This window comes from Streptomyces sp. NPDC002698 (assembly GCF_042888945.1).
Classification (GTDB): Bacteria; Actinomycetota; Actinomycetes; order Streptomycetales; family Streptomycetaceae; genus Streptomyces.
Window position 1 is genome coordinate 42,551 of record NZ_JBIAQM010000027.1, and the last position, 23,267, is coordinate 65,817.

Here is a 23,267-nt window from a genome sequence, read left to right on the forward strand (position 1 = left end):
TTCAGGTGGCGGTCGTGTGCCGGGACGCGACGCGGCGGTATTCGGCGTTGATGCGCCGGGCTTCTTCGAGCCGGTCTTCGAGGATGACGATGCGGCAGGCGGCCTCGATCGGGGTGCCGTGGTCGACGAGTTCCCGGGCGCGCGCGGCGATCCGCAGCCTGCAGCGGGAGTAGCGGCGATGTCCGCCTTCGGAGCGCAGCGGGGTGCTGAGGCAGGCTTCACCGATGGCACGGAGGAAGCCCTGGGTGGTACCGAGCATGTCGGCGGCCCGGCCCATGGTGCAGTCGGGGTAATCGTCATCGAGACGGCCGAACGAGTCGTCTGCTGTCACTTGCACCTCCATTTACGTAGTGCTGGAGAGCGTGGCTGATGCGACGTTCGGGAAAGTGCGAGCCGCGCCACCCGCAGTACCATGGATCGTGGGTTGGCTCACTCTCACGTGCAGCCGCCCGGAAGGGCGACTCCGGCGTGTTTGCGCCGGAGTCGTTGTTACAGCCGCACTGGCGGTCCCGGCCAGGCCGCGACCTTCCAAGGGGCGCGCCTCGCATCGACGGGTGTCCCGCTCAAGAGGGACAGCACATCATCCGGGCAGCCGAGATCCGTGAGTGGCGTACCCCTGACACGGGCCGCGCCGGCTGCACGACGGGGGCGCCGTGCTTCTGGGGACGAACGAACGCTTCACCTCGGGGGCTTTCCGTCGGCGAGGTCCAGAAGCTGCGTCTGGTCGACCGCGGAACCCTGATCGAGTGGGCGGGAGGCTCACGACCGCTCTGGGAGCTGCTTCCGAAGCTGCCCCCACGGTGGAAGCGGTCAGTGCGGACCTGGGAACCCCGCTGTCGTACTGATCCCGGACGCGGCTTCCGCCTCGGCGGAACGGGTGCGGGGTCGGCGGGAACAGTCGGCCTGGACCGGTCACCGGGCGAGCAGTTGACGGAGCGGGCCCGTGCGCCCGATGGGGCCGAAGGCCACCCGGAAACCTCTTGACGCCAAGCCGGTTCATCGGTCACCTGCGGCGTTCGTGGCCCCGACGGTCCTCGCGCCTCCAGCGCGCCCGGTTCTGACGGCTGTAGCGGCGGTCCCAGCGGTCCTGACGGTCCCGGCGCTGCTGGTAGTCCCGGTAGCCCTTGAGATCGGAACCGTCGCCGCGGATCCAGCCTCCCCCGCGATCGCGGCCGTAGCGGGTGGCGCCGAAGAGCAACGTGGCCGCGGCCACCCACCAGAGGGGATTGAGAAAGCCGAGACCGAACAGGACGACGATCAGGAGGAGAAACAGAACGAACACGGCGGGCCTCCCTGGAGCGGAACAAACCATCACTGCCGGGGGCCAGGGCCTGTTCGCACAGCGTAGCCCTTCCAAGAGGTCGCGGATAGCACCCCATGTCCGCGACGTCCGGCGGAAACGGCCGGAAGCGGATGGCCGCTTGACGTCTGTCCGGGGAGTGCGGTGAGGGCTAACGTGCGGGGTACGGCCCGAGCCCCCGGCAGCGTCGATCACCTCTCGCGCCCCTTCGGGGGCGCACCTCACGCATCAGTGCCGGACTCCGTCCCGTCACCAACGGGCCGCTCCCGCACCCGCCGTCGCCCCTGGACCCTGGCGCAGCATCGATGCGCCCCAGACGGGCACCCTTGTGCTGTCCGCCACGTCGCACGCATACCACCGCAGGCGGTACACATGTACGCGCTGATCGTTCCGGCTTCGACCCCCTTCGTCCTGCTCGCCGTCGTGATGGGCCTGTCCTGGTGGGAGGACCGCATCCTGCCGGCGCCAACGGCCGATCGGGTCAACGCTCCCGCCGAGACTCCGTTCGCCCCAGCGGCCCCTGTCCAGCTCACGGAACTCCCGTTTGTCGACACTGCGTTGACAAGGGAGGTAGCCGGGCGTTGACCGACAGCACGGCGCAGGCCATGTCACTCCGGATCACCCGGACGGTGCATTCCGCCCTCCGCTCCGCCCGAACCCCGCGGAAGTAAGGAATTTCCCGCGATCCGGAGCACCGGCACGGCATGGGAGCCACCTGGGCACCACGGTGTGAACATCGTGGTGCCCCTCTCCGGACCAACCAAGAGACCGGCCTCGGGACTATGCTGCGTACGGACGTCCCAGACCCTGGCGGGCCACCACTGCTTGGCCCACATGCCTGCGGAGAGCGGATCACCCGTCCGCCCGCCCCGCGCATCCCGAGGTAACCGGCTGGGTCCTGTGCTCCGGAACATCGGCTGCTGGATCGGTCATTCACCTGCCTGCACGACCGTACGACCGTACCGCGCACCCGGTACGGTCTCGTGAACCGAGGCACCCTGCCCATGGGTATCCCACCGATCCTGAACGTCTGCCGGCACGACACGGACAACCGGGCGCCGGCCACCCTGGCTGGCGAAATCGACCTGCAATCGGTGCCCTTGGTGCACACGCCTGCGGAGCGGTACCCGCACGACGGCATCCACACCATCGATGTCGATGTCACCGCCGTGACCTCCTGCGACCACAGCGGCATCAACGCCTTCCTCCACGCCCTGCCGCGCAGCGCCACGGCCGGAGGATCCCCTGCAACTGCACCGGTCCAGAACGGCGTTGGAACACCTCGGCCCCCTCACCGGCTCGGACTCCCGCTTCCTCGCCCTTCCGAACGCCTTCGCCGGGAGCCGACCGTCCTCGCGGCCCTCTCCCGTGCACCGGGCCACACACCGGCTCGCGTCGGCGCCGGCCGCTCTCCCGGGCGGTGTGCTGTGACGCCCCTGAGTCAGTACCGGCTCAACCGTCGGCAGGTCATGGAACGACGGGAGGATCTGGCGGACCCGTACATGGAGTCCTGCACCGTGTCGCGCATGACACCGGGCGACCGGGGTCGACGGTGCTGACCGCTGAGGCATCGAATTCGGTGGGGTGCGCGTCCGGATTCCCCTGGGACCGGACGGACGTCGGAGACGGCCGCAGGGCAGCCGACGGCGCCGTGCTCCTGGCGCCGGCTCTCCCCTCGGGGGTACGAACGGCGGCGAGGCTGCCGGGACTTGATCAGCGCTCCTGGACCCGGTGGTCGCCATGATCCCCGGCAGCCGGTCGGCGCGGATCCAGGCTCTCGTGGCCGAGCAGGCGGCTCTGCGCGGCGCCCGGGTGAGCGTCCTCGACGTGTGTACGGCGGCGGTGGCGGCACTGCCGGTCGGCGGGGCCGGGATGTCCGCGATGTCCCGCGACCGGGCGAGTCATCCACTGTGCAGCACCGACTCCGTCAGTCAGCATCTGGAGGAACTCCAGCTCACCCTGGGCGAGGGACCGTGCGTGGACGCCCACGTCCTCGGCTCGACGGTCCTCTGCCCCGACCTGTTGGCCGGTGAACTCCAGCGGCATTGGACGGTGTTCGCCGACGCGGCTCTGGAGGCGGGTGCCAGAGCGGTCTTCGCCTTCCCCCTGCGGATCGGGGCCGTCAGCCCCGGCGTACTCGACCTGTACTCCGGCAGTTCGGTCGAGCTGGACGCGGAGGAGGTGGCCGACGCGATGGCCTTCGCCGACGCTGCCACGTTGATTCTGCTCGATGCCCGGATCAGTGAGACAGGTGTCCCGTTCGACACCCACGTGGCCGGCACCGACCGGCCGGACACCGCGCCCTTCGACGACCTGGGCGGATACCGCGCCGAGATCGACCAGGCCACCGGCATCCTCATGGTCCAGCTCGACGTCGGCTTCGAGGAAGCCTTCATCCGGCTGCGCGCCCACGCCTACGCCCGGGGGACACGGATCTCGGTGGTCGCCGCCGACGTGGTCGCCCACCGGCTCCGCCTCCCCCCGGACACGGCTCCGTCCGACATCCGACCGCCGGAGGCACGACCCCCCGACGAGGAGTCTTGATGCTCACACCCCATCCACAGAGGTGTGCACGATGAAGGAACAACTGATGGCCCGGACGTTCGTCGAGCTCGCCGACAGTCTCGTCGCCGACTTCGACCTCATGGACTTCCTGCGCCTGCTCACCGACCGCTGCGTCGACCTGCTCGACGCGAGCGCGGCGGGCGTCCTGCTCGCCGACCGTGACGGCGTACTGCGCGTCATGGCCGCCTCCGACGAACGGGTGCGCCTCCTGGAACTCTTCCAGCTCCAGAACCACGAAGGCCCCTGCCTCGACTGCTTCCACACCGGAATCGCGGTCTCCGTCCACGACCTGCGCGACGAGGCGGCCCGCTGGCCCCTGTTCACCGCCCAGGCTCAGCGCAGCGGCTTCACCGCCGTCCAGGCGCTGCCCATGCGCCTGCGCGACGAGGTCGTCGGCGCCCTCAACCTCTTCCACGCCACCCCGGCACCCATCAGCCCCTCCGCCACCCCCTTCGCCCAGGCCCTCGCAGACGTCGCCACCATCAGCCTGCTGCAACAACGCACCACCGAGCGCAACACGCTCCTCAACGAGCAGTTGCAGACAGCCCTCAGCAGCCGCGTCCTGATCGAACAGGCCAAGGGAAAACTCGCCGAACGCCGCCACACGGACATGGAACGGGCCTTCACCACCCTGAGGGCCTACGCCCGCTCCCACAACCGCCGCCTCTCGGATGTCGCCCGCGCCTTCATCGACGAGACCGAGTACCTCCCCGGCCTCAGTTCCCGAAGTTCCTGAACAACCCTCCAAAAGACGGGTTCGTCATGCCACTCGACCTCCCTCGCGAGACCTCCCTCGACACCCCTGACGGCATCGGCACCATCGACGAGGAGGAACTGAGCACGCTGGACGCCCACTGGCGGGCGGCGAACTATCTGGCCGTCGGGCAGATCTACCTCCTGTCCAACCCGCTGCTGACCGAGCCCCTGGCTCTTGAGCACGTCAAGCCGCGGCTGCTGGGGCACTGGGGCACCTCACCGGGACTGAATCTGGTCCACACGCACCTCAACAGGGTCGTGAAGGCAAGGAACTTGGACGCGATCTGTGTCTGGGGGCCAGGTCACGGCGGGCCCGCCGTGGTGGCGAACTCCTGGCTGGAGGGCAGCTACACCGAGACGTACCCGGACATCGCGCGGGACGCGGCCGGCATGGCCCGCCTCTTCCGGCAGTTCTCCTTCCCGGGCGGCATCCCCAGTCATGTCGCGCCCGAGACCCCCGGATCGATCCACGAGGGTGGCGAGCTGGGCTACTCCCTCTCGCACGCGTACGGAGCCGCGTTCGACAACCCCGGGCTCCTGGTGACGTGCGTGATCGGCGACGGTGAGGCCGAGACGGGCCCACTGGCCGCCTCCTGGCACTCCGACAAGTTCCTCGACCCGGTACGCGACGGCGCCGTCCTGCCGATCCTGCACCTCAACGGCTACAAGATCGCCAACCCGACGGTCCTGGCCCGGATACCGGAGCCCGAACTCGACTCCCTGCTCCGGGGATACGGCCACGAGCCCCTCCATGTCACCGGGAACGACCCCCGCGCCGTCCACCAGGCGATGGCCCGCGCCATGGACGAGGCCCTGGACCGCATCGCCGCCCTCCAGCACGCCGCCCGCACCGAGGGCACCGGTTCCGCCGTCACGGAACGCCCACGGTGGCCGGTGATCGTGCTGCGCACACCCAAGGGCTGGACCGGACCGGCCGAGGTCGACGGCCTCCCCGTTGAGGGCACCTGGCGGGCGCACCAGGTCCCGCTGCCGTCCGTACGCGAAAACCCGGACCACCTGCGGCAGTTGGAACGATGGCTGCGCTCCTACCGGCCGGAGGAACTCTTCGACGAGCACGGACACCCCCGGGCACAGGTCCTGGCCTGCGTCCCCGACGGCACGCACCGCCTGGGCGCCAACCCGCACACCAACGGCGGTCTGCTGCTGCACGACCTGCCTCTCCCGCCCCTGGAACAGTTCGCCGTCCCGGTCGACAAGCCCGGCGCGACAGCCCATGAGCCGACCCGTGTCCTCGGCGACCTGCTGGCACGGGTGATGGCCGACACGGCCGAGCGGCGGGACTTCCGCCTGGTCGGCCCGGACGAGACGGCCTCCAATCGCCTCCAGGCCGTCTACGAGGCGAGCGGCAAGGCGTGGGAGGCCCAGGTACTGCCGACGGACGAGCACCTGGAACGCGGCGGCCGGGTGATGGAGATCCTGTCCGAACACACCTGCCAGGGCTGGCTGGAGGGCTATCTCCTCACCGGGCGGCATGGCCTGTTCTCCTGCTACGAGGCCTTCGTCCACATCGTCGACTCCATGGCGAACCAGCACATCAAGTGGCTGCGCGTCGCCCGCCGGCTCCCCTGGCGCCGCCCGATCGCCTCCCTCAACTACCTGCTCACCTCGCACGTCTGGCGCCAGGACAACAACGGCTTCTCGCACCAGGACCCCGGTTTCGTCGACCACGTGCTCAACAAGTCGCCGGAGGTCGTGCGGGTCTACTACCCCCCGGACACCAACACCCTGCTGTCCGTGGCGGATCACGTGCTGCGCAGCCGCGACTACGTCAATGTCGTCGTCGCGGGCAAGCAGCCCTGCTTCGACTGGCTCGACCTCGACGCCGCCCGCGCGCACTGCGCCCGCGGCGCCGGGATCTGGTCCTGGGCCGGCACCGAGTCCGAGCGCGGTGAGCCGGACGTGGTGCTCGCCTGCGCGGGCGACGTACCCACCCTCGAAGTGCTGGCCGCCGCCTCGCTGCTCCGTCTCCATCTGCCCGAACTGGCGGTACGCGTGGTCAACGTCGTCGACATCGCCCGGCTGCTTCCCGCGGAGGAACACCCGCACGGCATGCCCGAGAGCGAGTACGACGCACTGTTCACCCCCGACAAGCCCGTCGTCTTCGCGTACCACGGCTATCCGTGGCTGATCCACCGGCTCGCCTACCGCCGCGCCAACCACCCGCACCTGCACGTGCGCGGCTACAAGGAGGAGGGCACCACCACGACCCCGTTCGACATGGTCGTACGCAACGACCTCGACCGGTACCGGCTGGTCATGGACGTCATCGACCGGGTGCCCGGTCTCTCGGTCCGGGCCGCGGCGCTGCGGCAGCGGATGGTCGACGTCCGCTACCGCCACCACGACTGGATCCGCGCCCATGGCGCGGACCTGCCCGAGGTCACCGAATGGACCTGGAGTCAGTGACCACCCGGGTGGCCGAGCCGCGGGTCGGGGACGCCGCCACCGAAGACGCGAAGGCCGTACTGGCCGCGCTCGCCGCCGGAGCCGACCCGTTCTCCGCTCAGCGAGAGGGCGGGCGCGATGGGCCGGTGCCGGGATGGCGGGTTCGGGGATCACGACGCCCGCGGGCGCGGCAGGACGCGCTGGCCCTCCGGTGCGTGACCCGTCCGTCGGACGCGCCGTCGGTTTCCCTGCTCTGGTGCTCGAAGAAGCGGAGCGTCTCCACGGGGAACGGCATCACGAGGGTGCTGTTCTTCTCGGCGGATACGTCCACCACGGTCTGCAGCAGGCGCAGTTGGAGGGCTCCGGGGGTGTCGGCCATGGTGGTGGCGGCGTCGGTCAGCCGCTGGGACGCCTCGAACTCTCCGTCTGCGGCGATGACCCGGGCACGACGTTCCCGCTCCGCCTCGGCCTGCTTGGACATCGAGTGCATCATCGACTCCGGAAGGGCGATGTCCTTGATCTCCACGCGTTCGATGCGCAGTCCCCAGGGCTCCTCGGTGGGGGCGTCCATCACCTTCTTGAGTTCCGCGCGGTCAAAGGTCCCGCGGGCTCGGCTGTCGTCTCCATCCGCAGGACCACGGTGCCGGGAAGGACCGGCTCGCCGCCACCGTCCGTCAGGAGCCCGACGGTGCTCACGGCGGCTCTTCCTCCCTCACCTCCGGGTGCGCCCGCCCGGCATGGTCCGGCTGCGGCCGTGGTGGTCACAGCACCTCCACGGTCCTCATCTCACCGTCGGCGGAGCGGAAACGACCGGGATCTGCGGGCGTACCGCCGGCTCGCGGACCGCCTGGTCCCCTTCCGAGTCCCAGGCCGTCTCGACAGCCCGGTCGGTCTCCGAGACCGTGCGCAGGCTCGCCGCCTCCACCATCAGCCGGCCCGCGTGCGAGGTGCGCAGACAGTCTCTCCCGGCGGCCATCAGCCAAAGAGCCGAGGCGGGAGTCGGCTGCACCTGCCCACCTACGGGCACCGAGCCCGGGACAGCCGACCGGTACGGGTGGTCCGCCGGGTCGCCGGTGACCCGACCCCACAGCGGAGCGAGCCAGGCCGTCGGCGAGGGGCCAAGGGAAGCGGAAGGCATCCGGAAGGACGAAGAGGGGGGCGAGATTTCGGGGATCGGTGTGGGGGAAACGGTCGCATTCATGGCACGAACCCGGCTCCGGACCGACTGCGACCGGCCCGAGGTGATCAAATCGCCGAAAGCGACACGGACATGGGAGCCGGTGCGCGAAATACCCTCGGTAGCACCGAGCGTACTCCGCCGAGGGTCCGGACGGACTCCGCGTCCGGACAACACGGCTGCCGCAGGACGGGGAACGAGCGCCCCGCCCCGCCCGGTCGTGGTCACCGCAGCGCCACCGGCCTCCACCGCTCCGGGCTGCGCCGCTCGGTGCCGGACCGAAGACACTGACGGCCCTCAACCGGTGCGGTGACAACACCCCCGGGCCCACAGCACCCCTGGGTGCCACGAGCCCACGGCCGGTCCGGCAGAGACACCGTCAACGGACAGCGGTTCCCGACCCCAGGCCGTCCTTCGCGGCGGTGTCCATGCTGTCCATGAGCCACCCGGCCTCCGCCTCCGTGGCCGCGGGCGGTACGACCAGCAGGTCCCATCGGCCGCGGCCGGGCGCCAGCAGACAGATGGTGGACGGGGCGTGCCGGCTGGTCGTCCGGCGCAGGCGTACCACCTGATCGGCGACGAGCAACCGCCCGGGGAACGGCGCCCATACGGCCTCGTCCACCAGGACGCTGCTGATGTGACCCCAGCCGGGTGGCAGTCCGCCCAGCAGCTGGGGCAGTTCGGACGTCAGATCGGCAGAGCGGGGCCACCAGGCGCCGTCGATGCGACGGGGCATGCGGCCCTGTGCCGGCTGGGCCGACAGACGCAGACGGACGCCGGACGCCGAGGAGAGCGGGGGCGGGGGCGGGGGAGCGAGTGTCATGAGAACTCCTGAAGGGGACACGGTCCATCGGGTTCACGCGCGACGGGCGGCGATACGGTCCGGGGTGGGCCAGCGCACGTCCCTGACCCAGCCGAGGCGTTCGAAAAGGCGGATGACGGCGGCGGAGAGGTCGAACTGGCCGCGGTCGACGCCGTGCCGGGCACTGGTGGGGTCGGCGTGGTGGAGGTTGTGCCAGCTCTCTCCGAAAGAGAGCAGGGCCAGAGGCCACAGGTTGGTGGCGCGGTCGTGGAGACGGGTGCGAAACGGACGCTCGCCGATCACATGGCAGAGGGAGTTCACGCTCCAGGTGACGTGGTGGAGCAGGGCGATGCGGACAAGTCCCGCCCACAGCAGGGCGGTCAGAGCGGACATCCACGTGCCGCCGATCAGCCCGCCCACGGCGAAGGGTATGACGAGGGTGAGCACGCACAGGGCCGGGAAGGCCCGGGACACGGCCCGGATGTCGCGGTCGGCGACGAGGTCGGGAGCGTAACGCACCGCGGACGTGGGGTCGTTGCGGAACAGCCAGCCCACGTGGGCGTCCACCAGACCCCGCAACTGGCCGCGCGCAGACGTGCCGTAGCGGTACGGAGAATGCGGATCGCCCGGCCGGTCGGTGAAGGCGTGGTGGCGACGGTGGATGGCGACCCAGCCGATCACGTCACCCTGGAAGCTCATCGACCCGGCCGTCGCGAGCGCTATGCGCAGGGGCCGTACGGCCCGGTAGCCGCCATGGGTCAGGCCCCGGTGGAAGCCGACTGTGACGCCGAGGCCCGTGACCGTGTAGAGCACCGCGGCGAGCAGCACATCGACAGGATGGACCAGGCGCCCCCACAGCAGCCATCCGGCCAGGCCGAGTGCCAGGAACGGCAGGAAGACGATCAACGCCGTGATCGTGAGAGACAGCCGCTCGTTGCCGGTGCGCTCGCACGCCGTTCCGCCGCGCGGGAAAGGTGCCCTCCCGTCGTACTCCAGGAGCGGCGGGGCGCTTTCCGGCTGAGCGACGGACGGGGGACGGAGAGACGGGAAAGACATGGGCGGTCCTTGACCTCGGTGACGACAGTGCGGCCGGGGTCTTGGGCTGCGCCTCTTCGACGGCGGGTGGGTGGGTACGATCGGCGGACGGTCCTCCGAAGCCGGGCCAGGAGCGGAGCGGAGCGGACCCGCGCCGTGCGAGGCGTCCGCTGTGAGGTGCGGTCGCGTCCCCGCTCGCGAGGGGGCCGCGACGCCGCTCGGCGCCGGCGAAAAGTAACCGGAGCGCGTCCGGGACGCGCCGAACCGCTTCACGGTCCGCGGCGACCACGCGGACCTCCACCCGGCCCTGCGCGCTCGTGCGTGACCTCGGAACGGGGTAGGCGGTGCGCGGCTTCGGATGTCACGGGGCGGAACCTGCCCGGACCTGTGCGGCCCGCGTCTCTCTTGCGACGAGGACGAGGCCCGTGCGATCACCGGCGTACGACGTGCCCTCGACGTCTTCACCGTACTCCTGCCCGTACGACAGCCGCGGCAGGACCAGGAAGGCCAGGAAGGCCAGGAAGGCCAGGAAGGCCAGGAGAAGGAGTACGGTGAAGGCACCGAGAGCATTTCGCACACCGGCTTCCACGCCGGGTCGTTCCCGGCGAAAGGTGAAACCCGGGCCGCGACTTCACGGGCGGCCCGGAGACGGGTCCTCATCATGACCGCGACCTTCGAAGCAACTCTGCCGCGGCTCGCACCCGTCGCAGCGCCTCCCGCCCGTCTCGTGCTGAAGGCCGACGCCCCCTCCCGCGGACTCCTGGACGGCGCCTGGTGGCCGCGGTCCCGCGACCTGCTGCGCGAACTGCCCGCGCTCACTGATGCCTTGGACCCCCTGTGGGGCCGCATCACCCATATCGCCGTCAACCCCGAGCACTGGCCGGTCATCCCTCACAAGGTGCCCGTCAGCGGTCATGTCGTGAAGGTCGGCTGGTTCACTCCGGAGATCGACCCGCACAAGCTTCTGCTGTTGTCCTACGGCACCGGCCGCTGGGACCTGCTGGTGATCCCGCCCGAGACCGGCCCGGAAGCAGCCGGACGTCTGATGGCGGCGGCATCCGAATACGGCGGCCCGCCACTGACCGCGAGCGTGCTCATCACCGCCGACCGGGCCCTGCACGACGTCTGCGTGCCCAACCAGGTGCAGGACGCGGAGACGGCATGGGAGTCCGAGGGCGGCACCTCGCAGGTCACCGTGGCTGTCCCGAGGAAGGCCAGCCGACTGATCATCGGTATGTGAGGTGCACGGCGGCAAAAAAGCCGCCTTCGGGCCCTGCTCCAGGCCCCTGCCGTCACCGACCGCTGGGGCACCAGCGCTACGGCCACTGCCCATCCGGGACGTGGGCGGGGTGCAACTGCCCGCAAGCGGCGGAAGGCGCGACTGACTCGGCTGTGATCCCTCGCGGCGTGCTGCCGGTCCTCCTGACGACGTTCCGGTCGGCCGTGTGGCCCTATGCCACGGCGGCCCTGCTCCTCGGGCGGTGTCGGAGCCACGGCTGGTGGTCGTGGCGCACGGACCGGATCGCGCATGCCCGGGACCGCCGCCGGCGACAGGACGTGGGATGGAAGCCTGGCCGCCGGACCGTCGCCGAGGCGGACGTCATGACCGGCACGGAGTTCGAGGAACGGGTCGCGAGCTCGTGCCGCCGCGACGGGTGCACGGAGGTTCGGCGGGTGGGCGGGCCGCACGGCAAGGGCGCTGACGTCCTCGGGCGTCTTCCGGACGGCCGGGCCATGGTGATCCGATGCGGCGGTACGCGCCGAGCAGCACAATCACCCAGCTGCCGTCAGGCGACCAGTTCGTAGATGCTCCGGGCCATGAGGTACAGACCGAGGAGCAGTGAGAGCGTGACGATCAACTGCTCCTGGTGCTGCTCCAGCCAGCCGCGCAGGGCGTTCAACCGGGCGTTGGCGGCCGTGGGCGCCCAGACCGTGTACATCTCCATGATGATGAGGCTGAGCGTGGCCAGCAGGCAGTAGCCGGTCAGCGCGAGCCAGTCGGTGAGGGTGGAGAGGTCTGCGTCGACGGCGGTCGCGGCTCCGGCGCCGACCATGGCCCAGGGCTGCAGCAGCCATGCCAGGCCGGCCGCCGTGGCCGGGGAGGCGTTGTCGATCCGGGTGGTCCAGCGTGGAGGGCCGTGCGGGCGGGGCGGCCGGCGGCGCCGGTGCGCGCCGTACAGCACCAGTGCGAGGCCGATGGCGAGTTTCGCGGCGATCGTCGCGGTCGAGGGCACGCTGTGACGGGCCGGGGGCTGACCGCCCGTCAGCAGCACCACACAGACGATCACCACGATCAGGTTGGCCAGCCACGACAGCAGGAACGCCAGACCCTGGCGAACGCCGCGCCGCGAGGAGAGCAGCAGGATGAAGGCGCTGTTGTGCAAAGGCCCCAGGGTGACGGCCGTACCGATCACGAGCAGGTCGAGGACCATCGGATACGTCGCTCCTGAAGATCAGGACCGTCTACCGTCTGGGGACGGGCGGGCCGGTCGGCAGAGTCGGGCAACGCACTCGTGGCGCCGCATCCCGACCCTGCAGGGGGTGTCCCGGCCGGTCAAGCAGACCACGCCCACGTCCTCGTATGCACCAGGCCCGGAACTCGACCGCCACGGCACCGAACTCCCGCTTTCCGCCACGTCCCTCCCTGCCCGGAGCCGCTCTCCGCGATGTCCGCACCGAGCCGCCTCCGTTCTCCGCCGGTCGCGACCAGGCACGCCCTGAAAAGGACATCCGGGGCGGGGGCGTTCATCGTGGATCGCGCGGAGAACGGGGCGTGGATCAGCGGCGGCGCAGCATCATGACGACGGCGACGACCACGATGATGAGGACGACGGTGCCCAGGCCTATGTACACGGGTTTCTCTTTCCTTCGGGGGAGCGGCGCCCACCGGCGCCGCAAGAGCCGAGTGCCCCCGTCGGCGTCTTTCAGGCCACCTGGAAGGCCCTGCCGCCTGGATGTGGTGCCGGCCCCGTCCGCCTTGGGACGTGCCTCGGGCATCGGCGTGCACGGCCGGAGCCCCGCTTGACGATCACCGCGAGGTTCGTCTTTCCGGATCCGCTACGAGACACGCGCCGGCCTCCACCTCACGCTGCTCCGGCCCGCCCGCGGCATCATCTGCTCGAGACGACTCCGAACCTCATTCTGAAACCATCGGCAGGCGGGCACGGACAGCGGTGGTCAGGTGCGGGGCGGGCGGGTGGCGGTGTCGAGGTAGAAGGCGTCGATGCTCTGGACGGCCTGCTCGAACTCCTCCAGGTTGACGGGCTTGGTCACGTAGGCGTTCGCGTGGCTGCTGTACGCGTCGGCGACGTCGTCGGGAGCGGCGGACGTGGTGAGCACGACCACGGGGATGGTCTGAAGGCTCTCGTCCGTCTTGAGGATGCGAAGGAGGTCGCGTCCGTTCATCCGGGGCATGTTCAGATCCAGGACGATCAGGTCCGGGCGCACGCTGGCGGGCGCGCGCAGGTGCTCGAGTGCGGCGACTCCGTCGGTGACCTGGACCAGGTTGCGGGCCCCGCGCTCGGAGAGGGCTTCCTCGATGAGCAGGGCATCGGCCATGTCGTCCTCGACGAGAAGAACGTCGAAGGGCCGAGTGGGAGTGGTCATCATCGGATGCTCCATAGGTGCTTCGTGGGAGTGGTGGAAGAGCCCTGGCCAGCGACGCCGGGCGCCCTGGCGGGTCATGCCGCAGGCAGCACCTATCTGCGGGTATCCGGCTCCCACGCGGGCCGCGGACACGGCCGCGTCCCGCTGGAGGCGCTCGGCCGCCTGTTGGAGCTGGTCCAGCATGTGGAGCAGAGCCAGGGCTCGCGCCGAATCCCCCTCCGTCGTGGGCGGGGCTTCTTCCAGTAGTTGCAGAGCAAGGCGCCTCGCGAGCCGGCCCACCGCGGCGTCCGCGACAACCGCCGTCTCCTCCGGGGTGGTTCGCAAAACGAAATTCTTGCCAGGCATACGCGGCACCTTAGTCTCGGGCCGACCCCGCGACAACCGCAGTTGTCGAACGCCCTCTACAGTGGCCGCTGCCCCGCGTATGTTGCAGGCGGTCATCACAGTGGAGGGGTACACGGCATGAGCGGGAACATGAGAGCGCGTACACGGGGGTCCTCCACCTGGACCACCCGACGGTGGCTGCGCGCCGGGGCGGCCGTCGCGCTGACGGTCCTCACCCTCCTCGCGGTGACAGGAGCGTGGGTGCTGGCGCAGACGCAATCGATCAGCGAGAACCTCGTGAACGTGAAGTCTCCCGCCCTGAGCACATCGTTTCGTCTGGAGTCGGCGCTGCTCAACCAGGAGACCGGTATTCGCGGATACGGCGTCACCGGCACCCCCGGCTTCCTCACCCCCTACCGGCAGGGGCTCACCGACCAGGCGACCTACACGGCACGCCTGACAGAACTCCTCCGCGGTGACGCGGCCGCCCTGAAGGACCTGAAAACCGTCCAGGACGCCGCGGACACCTGGCAGACGAGGATCGCCCGTCCGATCGCCGCCTCACCCGCCGGAACACCCTCTCAGCTGACTGTCGAAGAGGCCGCGGCGGGCAAGAAGGCCTTCGACGCGCTCCGCAGCGCCCTGAGCGGTCAGCAGCAGCGGCTGCGGACGGAGCGGGCGCAGGCGGTGGAAGACCTCGATGCCACGATGGTGCTGCGGAACTGGCTCTTCACCGCTATCGCGGTCGTCATCGCCGCTCTCACGGTGGCGGTCTTCGAGGGACTGCGCCGCGGCATCACCGTCCCCCTGGACCAGCTCGGCGCGGACGCCCGCGCTGTCGCCGACGGCGACTTCGACCACCCCATCACCCTCACCGGGCCCGCGGACCTGCGCCTGCTCAGCGGCGAGATCGACTTCATGCGCCGGCGCCTCGTACGCGAGCTGGCCTTCACCGAGGAGGCACGCCTGCGCCTCGACGCGCAGGCCGCCGACCTGCAACGCTCGAACGCCGAGCTGGAGCAGTTCGCGTACGTGGCCTCCCACGACCTCCAGGAGCCGCTGCGCAAGGTCTCCAGCTTCACCCAGCTCCTGCAGCGCCGATACGGCGGCCAACTCGACGCCCGGGCCGACCAGTACATCGACTACGCGGTCGACGGCGCGAACCGCATGCAGACCCTCATCAACGACCTCCTCGACTTCTCCCGCGTCGGCCGCGTCCACCACGAACTCCAGAGCGTCGACCTCGGCTCCGTGCTGGAGCGAACCCTGTCCTCCCTCAGTGTGAGCATCGAGGAGACGGGCGCCTCGATCACGCACGACCCGCTGCCGCCCCTGGTCGCCGACCCCACCCAGATGGGCATGCTCTGGCAGAACCTGATCGGCAACGCCATCAAATTCCACCGCCCCGACCACGCCCCCGAGATCCATATCTCCGCCACACGGGAAGACGCGCTGTGGCGGTTCACGATCACCGACAACGGCATCGGCATCGCCCCCGAATACGCCGAAAAGGTCTTCGTGATCTTCCAGCGACTCCACACCAAAGACGCTTACAAGGGCAGCGGCATCGGCCTGGCCATGTGCAAGAAGATCGTCGAGTTCCACGGCGGCACCATCTCCGTCGACCCCGGCTACCGAGACGGCGCCCGCATCACCTTCACCCTCTCCGGCGAACCCCCCAAAGCCATGGGCCCCTCCACCATGCCGGAAGCGACCCGCGCCGACACGGAACCGGCACCGTGACCGCGCCCGTCACCGACATCCCCGGCAGACCCGCACCGGAACCGGCGTACCGCATCCTCCTCATCGAGGACGACCAGGCGGACGCCCTGCTCGTCGAGGAACTCCTCCAGGACACGGGACTGCGCTTCGAGCTCACCACGAGGACCACCCTCGCCGAAGCCCGCACCGAACTCGCCGTCCGCGCGATCGACTGCGTCCTCCTCGACCTCCACCTGCCCGACGGGTCCGGCACCGAGACCATCGCCGCCGTCCGGGAGCTCGCCCCCCACACCGCCGTGATCGTCTTCACCGGCCTGTCCGAGACGCAGGCCGGAGCCGAGGCGATGGCCGCCGGCGCCCAGGACTACCTCGTCAAAGGCAAGGTCGAAGCCGACCTGCTGCACCGGACCGTCCGCTACGCCGTCTACCGCAGCCAGACCGAACACGCGACCGCCGAGGCCCAGAAGGCCCGACTGCACGCCGAGGAGAACGCCCGCCTCGAACGGGGCCTGCTGCCCCGGCCCATCCTGGACACCTCCACGGTCACGGTGACGACCCGCTACCTGCCCGGCTCCGAAAGAGCACTGCTCGGGGGAGACTTCCTCGATGTCGTCGAAAACGACGACGGCCTCCTGCACGCCGTGGTCGGCGACGTCAGCGGACACGGCTCGGACGCCGCCGCGGTCGGCGTCTGCCTCCGCATCGCCTGGCGCTCCCTCGTCCTCGGCGGACATCACGGCCCCGACCTCCTGCGCCTCATGGAACGCATCCTGATCGCCGAACGCGGCCCCCAGCCCCTGTTCGCCACCTGCACCCTCCTCACCCTCGACCAGAAGGCCGCCACCGCCACCCTCTACCTGGCCGGCCACCACGAGCCCCTCCTCACCACCGCCGAAGGCACCCGTGAACTGGTCGCCGCACACGGAATGGCCCTGGGAATCGCCCCGGAACTCGGTACCTGGCCTGCCACGGTGACCCCGCTACCGGCCGCCGGCGCCCTGACCCTCTACACCGACGGCCTCACCGAGGGACACAACGGCCCGAACACCGAGCGGCTCGGCGTCGAAGGACTCCTCGCGCTGATCCGCGACCTGCCGCCGACAGACCCGGCCGCCCACGTCGACCGCCTCATCAGCGACACCCAGGCGTTGAACGCCGGCCGTCACACCGACGACCTCGCCGTACTACGCCTCGACTGGGACAACCGGTGAGCACCGATCCGCGCAAGGACCGCAGCTCGCCTGATTCTCATGAACGACCGCCCGCGGCGGTGGACACCACCACACATGACGGTGGACACCACCGCACGTGACGGTGCATCACGTCCCGAGCCAGATCGAAGCGCAGCGCCTCAACAGGTCCAGCGGCATCGCCCCGGTCAGTACCGCGCCGTCAGCCCACCACGCCCGCGCCCACTCGCTCCGTGCGGCCGGCCCGGTCAGGAGTGCGGGGCCCGGAGCGGGCCGACCGGCCGGTGTTCAGGACGCGGGCACCCAGGCCGTGGTCCCCAGCGTGTTCTCCGGGCCGATGTCGAGGTGGTCCGGCACCCGCAGGGTTACGGCTTCCTGCCCCTTCCGCGGTGCGACGCGCACATACACGCCGGGCTCGGCCGCCATCCGCCAGTAGAGGACCGCGTGCGCGCTGTCGCCCGGGTTCAGCGTGAAGGGCTCGGGACCGGGGTCGGCGGGCGCCATGGGCACCTTGTCCGTCCCCACCACGCTGTGCACCCCGGCGATCGGGGCACCCTCCTCGTCGAGGACCTGGGCGATGGCCGGGTAGCCGTTCACCTTGTACGGCCGCTCGCCGCAGTCGGTGAGGGTCAGGGTCGTACCGCGCAGGCCCATGGCCGCGTCGACGGGTCCGATGTCGAGGCGCAGGCCGGACGGCGGACAGCCGCGGCCCTGTTGCACCGGTACCGAGTTCGAGGGCTCGGGCTCGGGCACTTCGATGACGAGGGGATCCGGACCGGAGGCCCGGTCCGGGACGTGCGTCCGCCCGGGGTCGCGCTCACGGTCGAGTTCGGCGGGCAGGCCGCACCCACCGGTGGCCGTCGCGACCAGGCAGGCGAGGACGACCGGGCGGACCCACTTCGCCCGGATGCCGGCGGTACCGGAACGGTCACCGCGCGGGGGCACGGCGACGGTGGAGGCACCGGCGCGTCTCGGACGCTCGGCGGCTGCTGCCGTGCCGACCCGTTCCGGGCTTGTCGCGATCACGGGCCGATCATGGCACGGAAGCCCGGCGGAGGGCGTCATCGGGCCCGACTCGTAGGCGGAGAGGGCGAGTTGGGCCCGGTCGCGGGCGGCCGTCGGCCGCGTCGAGCAGGTCCTCCCGGTCCGCGCCTCGAAGCGGTAGCCGTGACCGCGATGAGGTGGAATGACGGAATGCTCGGCGATCACCGAGGCGAATAAAACAGACATCTTGCTACAGCATCAGTCAATCGGCGCCAAGGTGAGTCGCTGTCATCAGACGGGCATGACGCCTGCCGGCCCTTCCGCACCACAGCGTCTCGTGTGACACTGGCGTCCCGTCCGCAGTGCGGACTCCTCCGCACCATCCCCCACGAGAAGTGCGCTTTGGGTTCTCTTCCTCTGCCGCTCGCGCTCGCCGCGCGCCTGTTGCCGGTCGCTCTGCTCGCCTCCGCGGGCTGGGCCCTGGCCGCGGGCCCGTCCGCAGCGACCCCCAACGCCGAGGACAAATCGACGCAAAAACAGACATCCGATGCATCGTCGGCTCCTTCGGCGTCGGCTGCCGTCAAGACGTTCACCGCCTCCCCCGCCCCCTGTGGCGGCATCCAGGTCGCCACGATCAAGTCCCTGGTCCCCGGCGCCAAGACGGCCGGTCAGGAGATCGCGTCGACCGACAAGGCGGTGCGCCGCACCTGCTCGTGGAACGCCCTGAAGGACTTCGACTACCGCTGGCTCGACGTCTCGTACGAGATCAAGGAGTCGGACGCCGCCGCGGAGAAGGCCTACAAGGACCGCGTCGCCGACAAGAGCGGAGGCGGGGCGGTGCCGGGTGTCGGCGACTCCGCCTACTCCGTGGTCAATCTCAGCACCGAGGACAAGCAGGAGACCCGTGAGGGCGTGGTGATCGTCCGGGCGTCCAACGCCCTGGTGGTCGTCACCTACAACGGCAGCGACTTCGAGACGAAGAAGGCGCCCGCCACCGACGAGATCAACAAGGGTGCCATCAAGGCGGCCAAGGACGCGACGGCGGCCCTGAAGGGCGCCCAGAAGAGCTGAAGGACGGCCGGAAGAACCGACCGTCCTCCGTCGCCGCCGTCAGACCGTGGTTCTGTCCTTTCCGCGCAGCAGCATCAGAACCACGTACAGCGCCATCGACGTGCCGAGGCCGACCGCCCATCCGTAGTCGGCGAGCGGTTCCAGCGCCGGGACGGGCCGCCCGTCGATCAGCGGATGGAAGTCCGCGCCGCCGACGGCCAGGACGCCGCCGGTGACGAAGGCCGCCACGGCCCGCCAGTTCCAGCCGCCGTCGTACCAGTAGCGGCCGCCCGTGCGATACAGGTCGGCGAGGTCGAGCTCGGTACGGCGCAGGATCCAGTAGTCGGCGATGAGGATGCCGGCGACCGTCCCCAGCAGACCGCCGACCAGCCCGAGCCAGGTGAAGATGTAGCCCTGGGGGTCCGAGTACAGCTTCCACGGGAAGATCAGCACGCCCAGGACACAGGTGGCGAGCGCGCCGGCGCGGAAATTGATCTTCCGGGGTGCGATGTTGGAGAAGTCGAAGGCCGGGGAGACCAGGTTCGCCGCGATGTTCACGGACAGTGTCGCGACCAGCACGGTGACCAGCGCGAAGAGGATGCCGACGACGTTGTCCGTCTTGGCGGCCAGCTGGACCGGGTCCCAGATCGCCTGGCCGTACACGGCCTGCGAGCCCGAGGTGACCATGACGGACAGGAACGCGAAGAGCGTCATGGTGGTGGGAAGCCCGAGCGCCTGCCCCCAGGTCTGCGCCTTCTGGCTCTTTCCGTACCGGGTGAAGTCCGGGATGTTCAGCGACAGGGTCGACCAGAAGCCGATCATGCCCATGAGCGAGGGCCAGAACAGCTTCCAGAAGTCCCCGCCCCAGCCGAGCTTCGACGGCTGGTCGAGCAGGGGGCCGAAGCCTCCCGCCTTGTCGCTCATCCACCACAGCATCACGCCCGCACCGACGAGCACGAACGGCGCGGCCCAGTTCTCGAACCGGCGGATCGTCTCCATTCCCCGGTAGATGATGGCGACTTGGAGAGCCCAGAAGATCGCGAACGACAGCCACATGGTCCAGGCGTGGCCGCCCACCTCGGAGGCGTTGCGCCAGCCGTCGCCGAAGAGCTTGCCCGCGAGGAAGTAGATCGCCTCGCCGCCGATCCAGGTCTGGATACCGAACCAGCCGCAGGCCACCAACGCCCGTACGACAGCAGGGAGGTTGGCTCCGCGGACCCCGAAGGAGGCACGGGCGAAGACGGGGAAGGGGATGCCGTACTTCGGTCCCGCGTGCCCGGTGAGCAGCATCGGGACCAGCACGATCAGGTTGGCGAGCGCGATGGTGAGAACGGCCTGCTTCCAGTCCATGCCGACGGCTATCAGGCCCGAAGCCAGCGTCCAGGAAGCGGTGTTGTGGGCCATGCCGACCCACAGGGCCGAGAAGTTGTACGTGGTCCAGGTGCGCTTCTCGACCGGGACCGGCAGCAGGTCGTCGTTGGCGTAGGGGCCGGTGGGCGCGGGAGCGTCGGGCGCGATCTCCACCCGGCCGTCGGGGAGCGTGACTTGTCCGGCGGGCGGTCCGCCCGGGGAGACGATTTCTGTCATGAGCAGGCCAATCAATGAGGAGTGACGGGAAAGGCCGTGCGGGGACGAACTCGGGGGGTGCGCGGGGAGCGCCCTGATCCCCTTCCCGGGACGGCGGGAAGGGGAGAACGAGGGGGTCGGCCTTCGGTTAACGCCCGTTGACGCCGGGGATGACCCGCGCTCCGTACGCGTCGATCGTGGCCTCCTGGGCGTCGTGCATGTCGTAGACGGCGAACTGGTCGACGCCCAGCTCGCGCAGCGCGTTCAGCTTCTCGATGTGCCGCTCGGCCGTCCCGATCAGACAGAACCGGTCGACGATCTCGTCGGGCACGAACGCGGTGTCGGGGTTGTCGGCCCGTCCGTGGTGCGAGTAGTCGTAGCCCTCGCGGGCCTTGATGTACTCGGTGAGTTCGTCGGGAACCGCGGCCGAGTGCTCGCCGTACTTGGAGACCAGGTCGGCCACGTGGTTGCCCACCATGCCGCCGAACCAGCGGCACTGCTCGCGTGCGTGGGCGAGCGCCTCGGACGAGTCGTCCTCGGTGATGTACGCGGGCGCCGCCACGCAGATCTTCACCTCGGCGGGGTCGCGCCCGGCTCCGGCCGCCGCGTCCTTCACGGCCTTGACCATGTACTCGGTGAGGTAGAGGTCGGCGAGCTGGAGGATGAAGCCGTCGGCCTCCTCGCCGGTCATCTTGAGCGCCTTCGGGCCGTACGCGGCCATCCAGACCGGCAGTTCGGCACCCGGCCTGACCCACGGGAACCTGATGACGGTGCCGCCGAGGTCCGCCTCGTCGCCCCGGCCGAGGGCGCGGATGACCTTCATCGCACCGCTTATGCGGGCGAGCGTGTTGGGCTTGCGTCCGGCGACGCGCATCGCCGAGTCGCCGCGCCCGATGCCGCACACCGTGCGGTTGCCGTACATGTCGTTGAGCGTCGCGAACGTGGAGGCGGTGACCTCCCAGGTGCGGGTGCCCGGGTTGGTGACCATCGGGCCGACCGTCAGCTTCTCGGTGTTGGCGAGGATCTGACTGTAGATCACGAAGGGTTCCTGCCACAGCACGGCCGAGTCGAAGGTCCAGCCGTACGTGAAGCCGTTGGCCTCGGCCCGCTTCATCAGGTCGATGACACGGGAGGCCGGAGGGTCTGTCTGTAGTACGAGTCCGAAGTCCATTGGCGCCACTCCTGGTCGCTCAGAGAAGGTACTGACAGGTGGAACGGGGGGTGTAGACGCCGTGGCCCGCGCGCCCGGTGAACTCCCGGTCGGTGATGACCATTTCGCCGCGCGAGAGCACCGTCTCGACCCGTCCGGTGACGCGCTTGCCCTCGTACGCCGAGTAGTCGACGTTCATGTGGTGGGTCTCGACCGACATGACCTGCTCGGCGTGCGGGTCGTAGATGACGACGTCGGCGTCGGCGCCCGGCGCGATGGTGCCCTTCTTCGGGTACAGGCCGAACATCCGGGCCGGTGTGGCGCAGGCGATCTCGATCCAGCGGCGGCGGGAGATGTGCCCGTCGACGACTGCCTGGTGGAGCAGGTCCATGCGGTTCTCGACGCCCGGAAGCCCGTTGGGGATCTTCGAGAAGTCGCCGCGGCCGAGTTCCTTCTGGCCGGTGAAGCAGAACGGGCAGTGGTCCGTCGACACGACCTGGAGGTCGTTGGTGCGCAGGCCCCGCCACAGGGCCGCCTGGTGCTCCTTGGGGCGGAGGGGCGTGCTGCACACGTACTTCGCGCCCTCGAAGTCCGGTTCCGCGAGGTTGTCGGTCGACAGGAACAGGTACTGGGGGCAGGTCTCGCCGAAGACGTTCAGGCCCTCGTCGCGCGCCCGGGCGATCTCGGCGACGGCCTCGGTCGCCGACACGTGCACGACGTACAGCGGGGCGCCCGCGACCTGGGCGAGCTTGATGGCGCGATGGGTGGCCTCCGCCTCCAGGAGCGCCTTGCGCACCTCCCCGTGGAAGCGCGGGTCGGTCTCGCCGCGGGCCAGCGCCTGTTCGACGAGCACGTCGATCGCGATGCCGTTCTCGGCGTGCATCATGATCAGGCCGCCGTTCTCGGCGGAGCGCTGCATGGCGCGCAGGATCTGGCCGTCGTCGCTGTAGAAGACGCCCGGATAGGCCATGAACTGCTTGAAGGAGGTGACGCCCTCCTCGACCAGCAGGTCCATCTCCTTGAGCGTCTCCTGGTTCACGTCGGAGACGATCATGTGGAAGCCGTAGTCGATGGCGCAGTTGCCGTCCGCCTTGGCGTTCCACGCGTCGAGGCCCTCGCGCAGGGAGCGGCCGACGCTCTGGACGGCGAAGTCGATGATGGTGGTGGTACCGCCCCAGGCGGCGGCCCGGGTGCCGGTCTCGAAGGTGTCGGAGGCGAAGGTGCCGCCGAAGGGCAGTTCCATGTGGGTGTGGGCGTCGACGCCGCCCGGGATCACGTACTTGCCGGTGGCGTCTATGGCGCGCTCGGCCGTCCACGACTCGGCCGCGGGCGTGCCCGACGCGGCGAGGGCGGCGATCCGGCCGTCCTCGATCAGGACGTCGGCGTGGATCTCGTCGGACGCGGTGATGACGAGACCACCCCGGATGACGGTACGGCTCATGCTCCCTCTCCTTCCGGTCGGGCGTGCGCTGAGGGGGTTGTGAGGCTGTCAGGGACTGAGGTCGGCGCTGTTTCCTGGCGAGAAGGCTCGTGAGGCGGTTCGCGAGCAGGGCCGTGTGGATCGCCGTGCCGCGGGTGGCTCCGGGCGCCGCCGTCCGGCGCCCGGAGCCGGTCCGGACCCGCGGCGCGGGGCG

The 23,267-nt window shown here is 70.1% G+C and carries 22 protein-coding genes; 8 read left to right on the forward strand and 14 right to left on the reverse strand.

The window, feature by feature from the left end:
- Position 1 precedes the first annotated feature (1 nt).
- Together ACFYW9_RS29845 and ACFYW9_RS29850 are read right to left on the reverse strand one after the other, a co-directional pair.
- Positions 2-331 (reverse strand): MerR family transcriptional regulator, encoded by a 330-nt coding sequence (locus tag ACFYW9_RS29845; protein WP_389156660.1) that lies wholly within the window; start codon positions 329-331, stop codon positions 2-4.
- Positions 332-1,003: 672 nt separating this feature from the next.
- Positions 1,004-1,282 (reverse strand): hypothetical protein, encoded by a 279-nt coding sequence (locus ACFYW9_RS29850; RefSeq protein ID WP_389156663.1) that lies wholly within the window; start codon positions 1,280-1,282, stop codon positions 1,004-1,006.
- 1,758 nt (positions 1,283-3,040) lie between these two features.
- On the opposite strand from ACFYW9_RS29850, the gene ACFYW9_RS29855 reads away from it, so the two are divergent.
- The 3 genes from ACFYW9_RS29855 to ACFYW9_RS29865 are packed head-to-tail and all read left to right on the forward strand — an operon-like array spanning position 3,041 to position 7,048.
- Positions 3,041-3,844, forward strand: coding sequence for a GAF and ANTAR domain-containing protein (locus tag ACFYW9_RS29855; protein ID WP_389156666.1), 804 nt, complete (start codon positions 3,041-3,043; stop codon positions 3,842-3,844).
- A 31-nt stretch (positions 3,845-3,875) separates the two neighbouring features.
- Positions 3,876-4,601 (forward strand): GAF and ANTAR domain-containing protein, encoded by a 726-nt coding sequence (locus ACFYW9_RS29860; RefSeq protein ID WP_389156669.1) that lies wholly within the window; start codon positions 3,876-3,878, stop codon positions 4,599-4,601.
- A gap of 26 nt (positions 4,602-4,627) precedes the next feature.
- Entirely contained in the window at positions 4,628-7,048 is a 2,421-nt protein-coding gene (locus ACFYW9_RS29865; protein WP_389156672.1) for a phosphoketolase, read from the forward strand.
- A gap of 97 nt (positions 7,049-7,145) precedes the next feature.
- Here the strand turns inward: ACFYW9_RS29865 and ACFYW9_RS29870 are convergent, their stop codons facing one another.
- The 6 genes from ACFYW9_RS29870 to ACFYW9_RS29895 all read right to left on the reverse strand — a co-directional run bounded on the left by ACFYW9_RS29870 (position 7,146) and on the right by ACFYW9_RS29895 (position 10,618).
- The gene (locus tag ACFYW9_RS29870; protein WP_389156675.1) at positions 7,146-7,598 is read right to left on the reverse strand and encodes an SPFH domain-containing protein; all 453 of its coding nucleotides are present in this window, start codon (positions 7,596-7,598) and stop codon (positions 7,146-7,148) included.
- On the reverse strand, positions 7,598-7,723 hold the full coding sequence (locus ACFYW9_RS29875) for a hypothetical protein (protein ID WP_389156678.1): 126 nt from the start codon (positions 7,721-7,723) through the stop codon (positions 7,598-7,600). Before ACFYW9_RS29875 ends, ACFYW9_RS29870 begins: the two co-directional genes overlap by 1 nt.
- An 85-nt stretch (positions 7,724-7,808) precedes the next feature.
- Positions 7,809-8,003, reverse strand: a complete 195-nt coding sequence (locus ACFYW9_RS29880; RefSeq protein ID WP_389156681.1) for a hypothetical protein — start codon at positions 8,001-8,003, stop codon at positions 7,809-7,811.
- A 580-nt stretch (positions 8,004-8,583) separates the two neighbouring features.
- Positions 8,584-9,027 carry a DUF5994 family protein gene (locus ACFYW9_RS29885; RefSeq protein WP_389156684.1) on the reverse strand — a complete coding sequence of 148 codons (444 nt, stop codon included), beginning with the start codon at positions 9,025-9,027 and terminating at the stop codon, positions 8,584-8,586.
- A 33-nt stretch (positions 9,028-9,060) separates the two neighbouring features.
- A complete protein-coding gene (locus tag ACFYW9_RS29890) occupies positions 9,061-10,062 on the reverse strand; it encodes an acyl-CoA desaturase (protein ID WP_389156687.1) in 1,002 nt (333 codons plus the stop codon).
- 340 nt (positions 10,063-10,402) lie between these two features.
- A complete protein-coding gene (locus ACFYW9_RS29895; RefSeq protein ID WP_389156690.1) occupies positions 10,403-10,618 on the reverse strand; it encodes a hypothetical protein in 216 nt (71 codons plus the stop codon).
- An 84-nt stretch (positions 10,619-10,702) separates the two neighbouring features.
- On the opposite strand from ACFYW9_RS29895, the gene ACFYW9_RS29900 reads away from it, so the two are divergent.
- Positions 10,703-11,281, forward strand: coding sequence for a DUF5994 family protein (locus ACFYW9_RS29900; protein ID WP_389156693.1), 579 nt, complete (start codon positions 10,703-10,705; stop codon positions 11,279-11,281).
- A gap of 362 nt (positions 11,282-11,643) precedes the next feature.
- On the forward strand, positions 11,644-11,847 hold the full coding sequence (locus tag ACFYW9_RS29905; RefSeq protein WP_389156697.1) for a restriction endonuclease: 204 nt from the start codon (positions 11,644-11,646) through the stop codon (positions 11,845-11,847).
- Here ACFYW9_RS29905 and ACFYW9_RS29910 read toward each other — a convergent pair.
- Positions 11,829-12,473: a GAP family protein gene (locus ACFYW9_RS29910; protein WP_389156701.1), complete on the reverse strand. Its 645-nt coding sequence runs from the start codon at positions 12,471-12,473 to the stop codon at positions 11,829-11,831. The two genes, ACFYW9_RS29905 and ACFYW9_RS29910, sit on opposite strands and share 19 nt — an antisense overlap.
- A gap of 745 nt (positions 12,474-13,218) precedes the next feature.
- Positions 13,219-13,992 carry a response regulator gene (locus ACFYW9_RS29915; protein ID WP_389156704.1) on the reverse strand — a complete coding sequence of 258 codons (774 nt, stop codon included), beginning with the start codon at positions 13,990-13,992 and terminating at the stop codon, positions 13,219-13,221.
- Between the two features lie 129 nt (positions 13,993-14,121).
- Between ACFYW9_RS29915 and ACFYW9_RS29920 the strand changes: the two genes are divergently transcribed.
- Entirely contained in the window at positions 14,122-15,714 is a 1,593-nt protein-coding gene (locus ACFYW9_RS29920; protein WP_389156707.1) for an ATP-binding protein, read from the forward strand.
- Positions 15,711-16,904: a PP2C family protein-serine/threonine phosphatase gene (locus tag ACFYW9_RS29925; protein WP_389156712.1), complete on the forward strand. Its 1,194-nt coding sequence runs from the start codon at positions 15,711-15,713 to the stop codon at positions 16,902-16,904. Before ACFYW9_RS29920 ends, ACFYW9_RS29925 begins: the two co-directional genes overlap by 4 nt.
- Positions 16,905-17,171: 267 nt before the next feature.
- Here the strand turns inward: ACFYW9_RS29925 and ACFYW9_RS29930 are convergent, their stop codons facing one another.
- The gene (locus tag ACFYW9_RS29930) at positions 17,172-18,113 is read right to left on the reverse strand and encodes a DUF4232 domain-containing protein (protein WP_389156715.1); all 942 of its coding nucleotides are present in this window, start codon (positions 18,111-18,113) and stop codon (positions 17,172-17,174) included.
- A gap of 156 nt (positions 18,114-18,269) precedes the next feature.
- On the opposite strand from ACFYW9_RS29930, the gene ACFYW9_RS29935 reads away from it, so the two are divergent.
- The gene (locus ACFYW9_RS29935; protein WP_351862138.1) at positions 18,270-18,938 is read left to right on the forward strand and encodes a hypothetical protein; all 669 of its coding nucleotides are present in this window, start codon (positions 18,270-18,272) and stop codon (positions 18,936-18,938) included.
- 39 nt (positions 18,939-18,977) lie between these two features.
- On the opposite strand, the gene ACFYW9_RS29940 is transcribed toward ACFYW9_RS29935, so the two are convergent.
- The 3 genes from ACFYW9_RS29940 to hydA form a co-directional block, all read right to left on the reverse strand.
- Positions 18,978-20,504, reverse strand: coding sequence for an NCS1 family nucleobase:cation symporter-1 (locus ACFYW9_RS29940; RefSeq protein WP_389156719.1), 1,527 nt, complete (start codon positions 20,502-20,504; stop codon positions 18,978-18,980).
- A gap of 127 nt (positions 20,505-20,631) precedes the next feature.
- Positions 20,632-21,654 (reverse strand): TIGR03842 family LLM class F420-dependent oxidoreductase, encoded by a 1,023-nt coding sequence (locus tag ACFYW9_RS29945; protein WP_389156722.1) that lies wholly within the window; start codon positions 21,652-21,654, stop codon positions 20,632-20,634.
- A 19-nt stretch (positions 21,655-21,673) separates the two neighbouring features.
- Complete coding sequence (gene hydA, locus ACFYW9_RS29950) at positions 21,674-23,074, reverse strand: dihydropyrimidinase (RefSeq protein WP_351862132.1); 1,401 nt, start codon at positions 23,072-23,074, stop codon at positions 21,674-21,676.
- Positions 23,075-23,267: the final 193 nt, after the last annotated feature.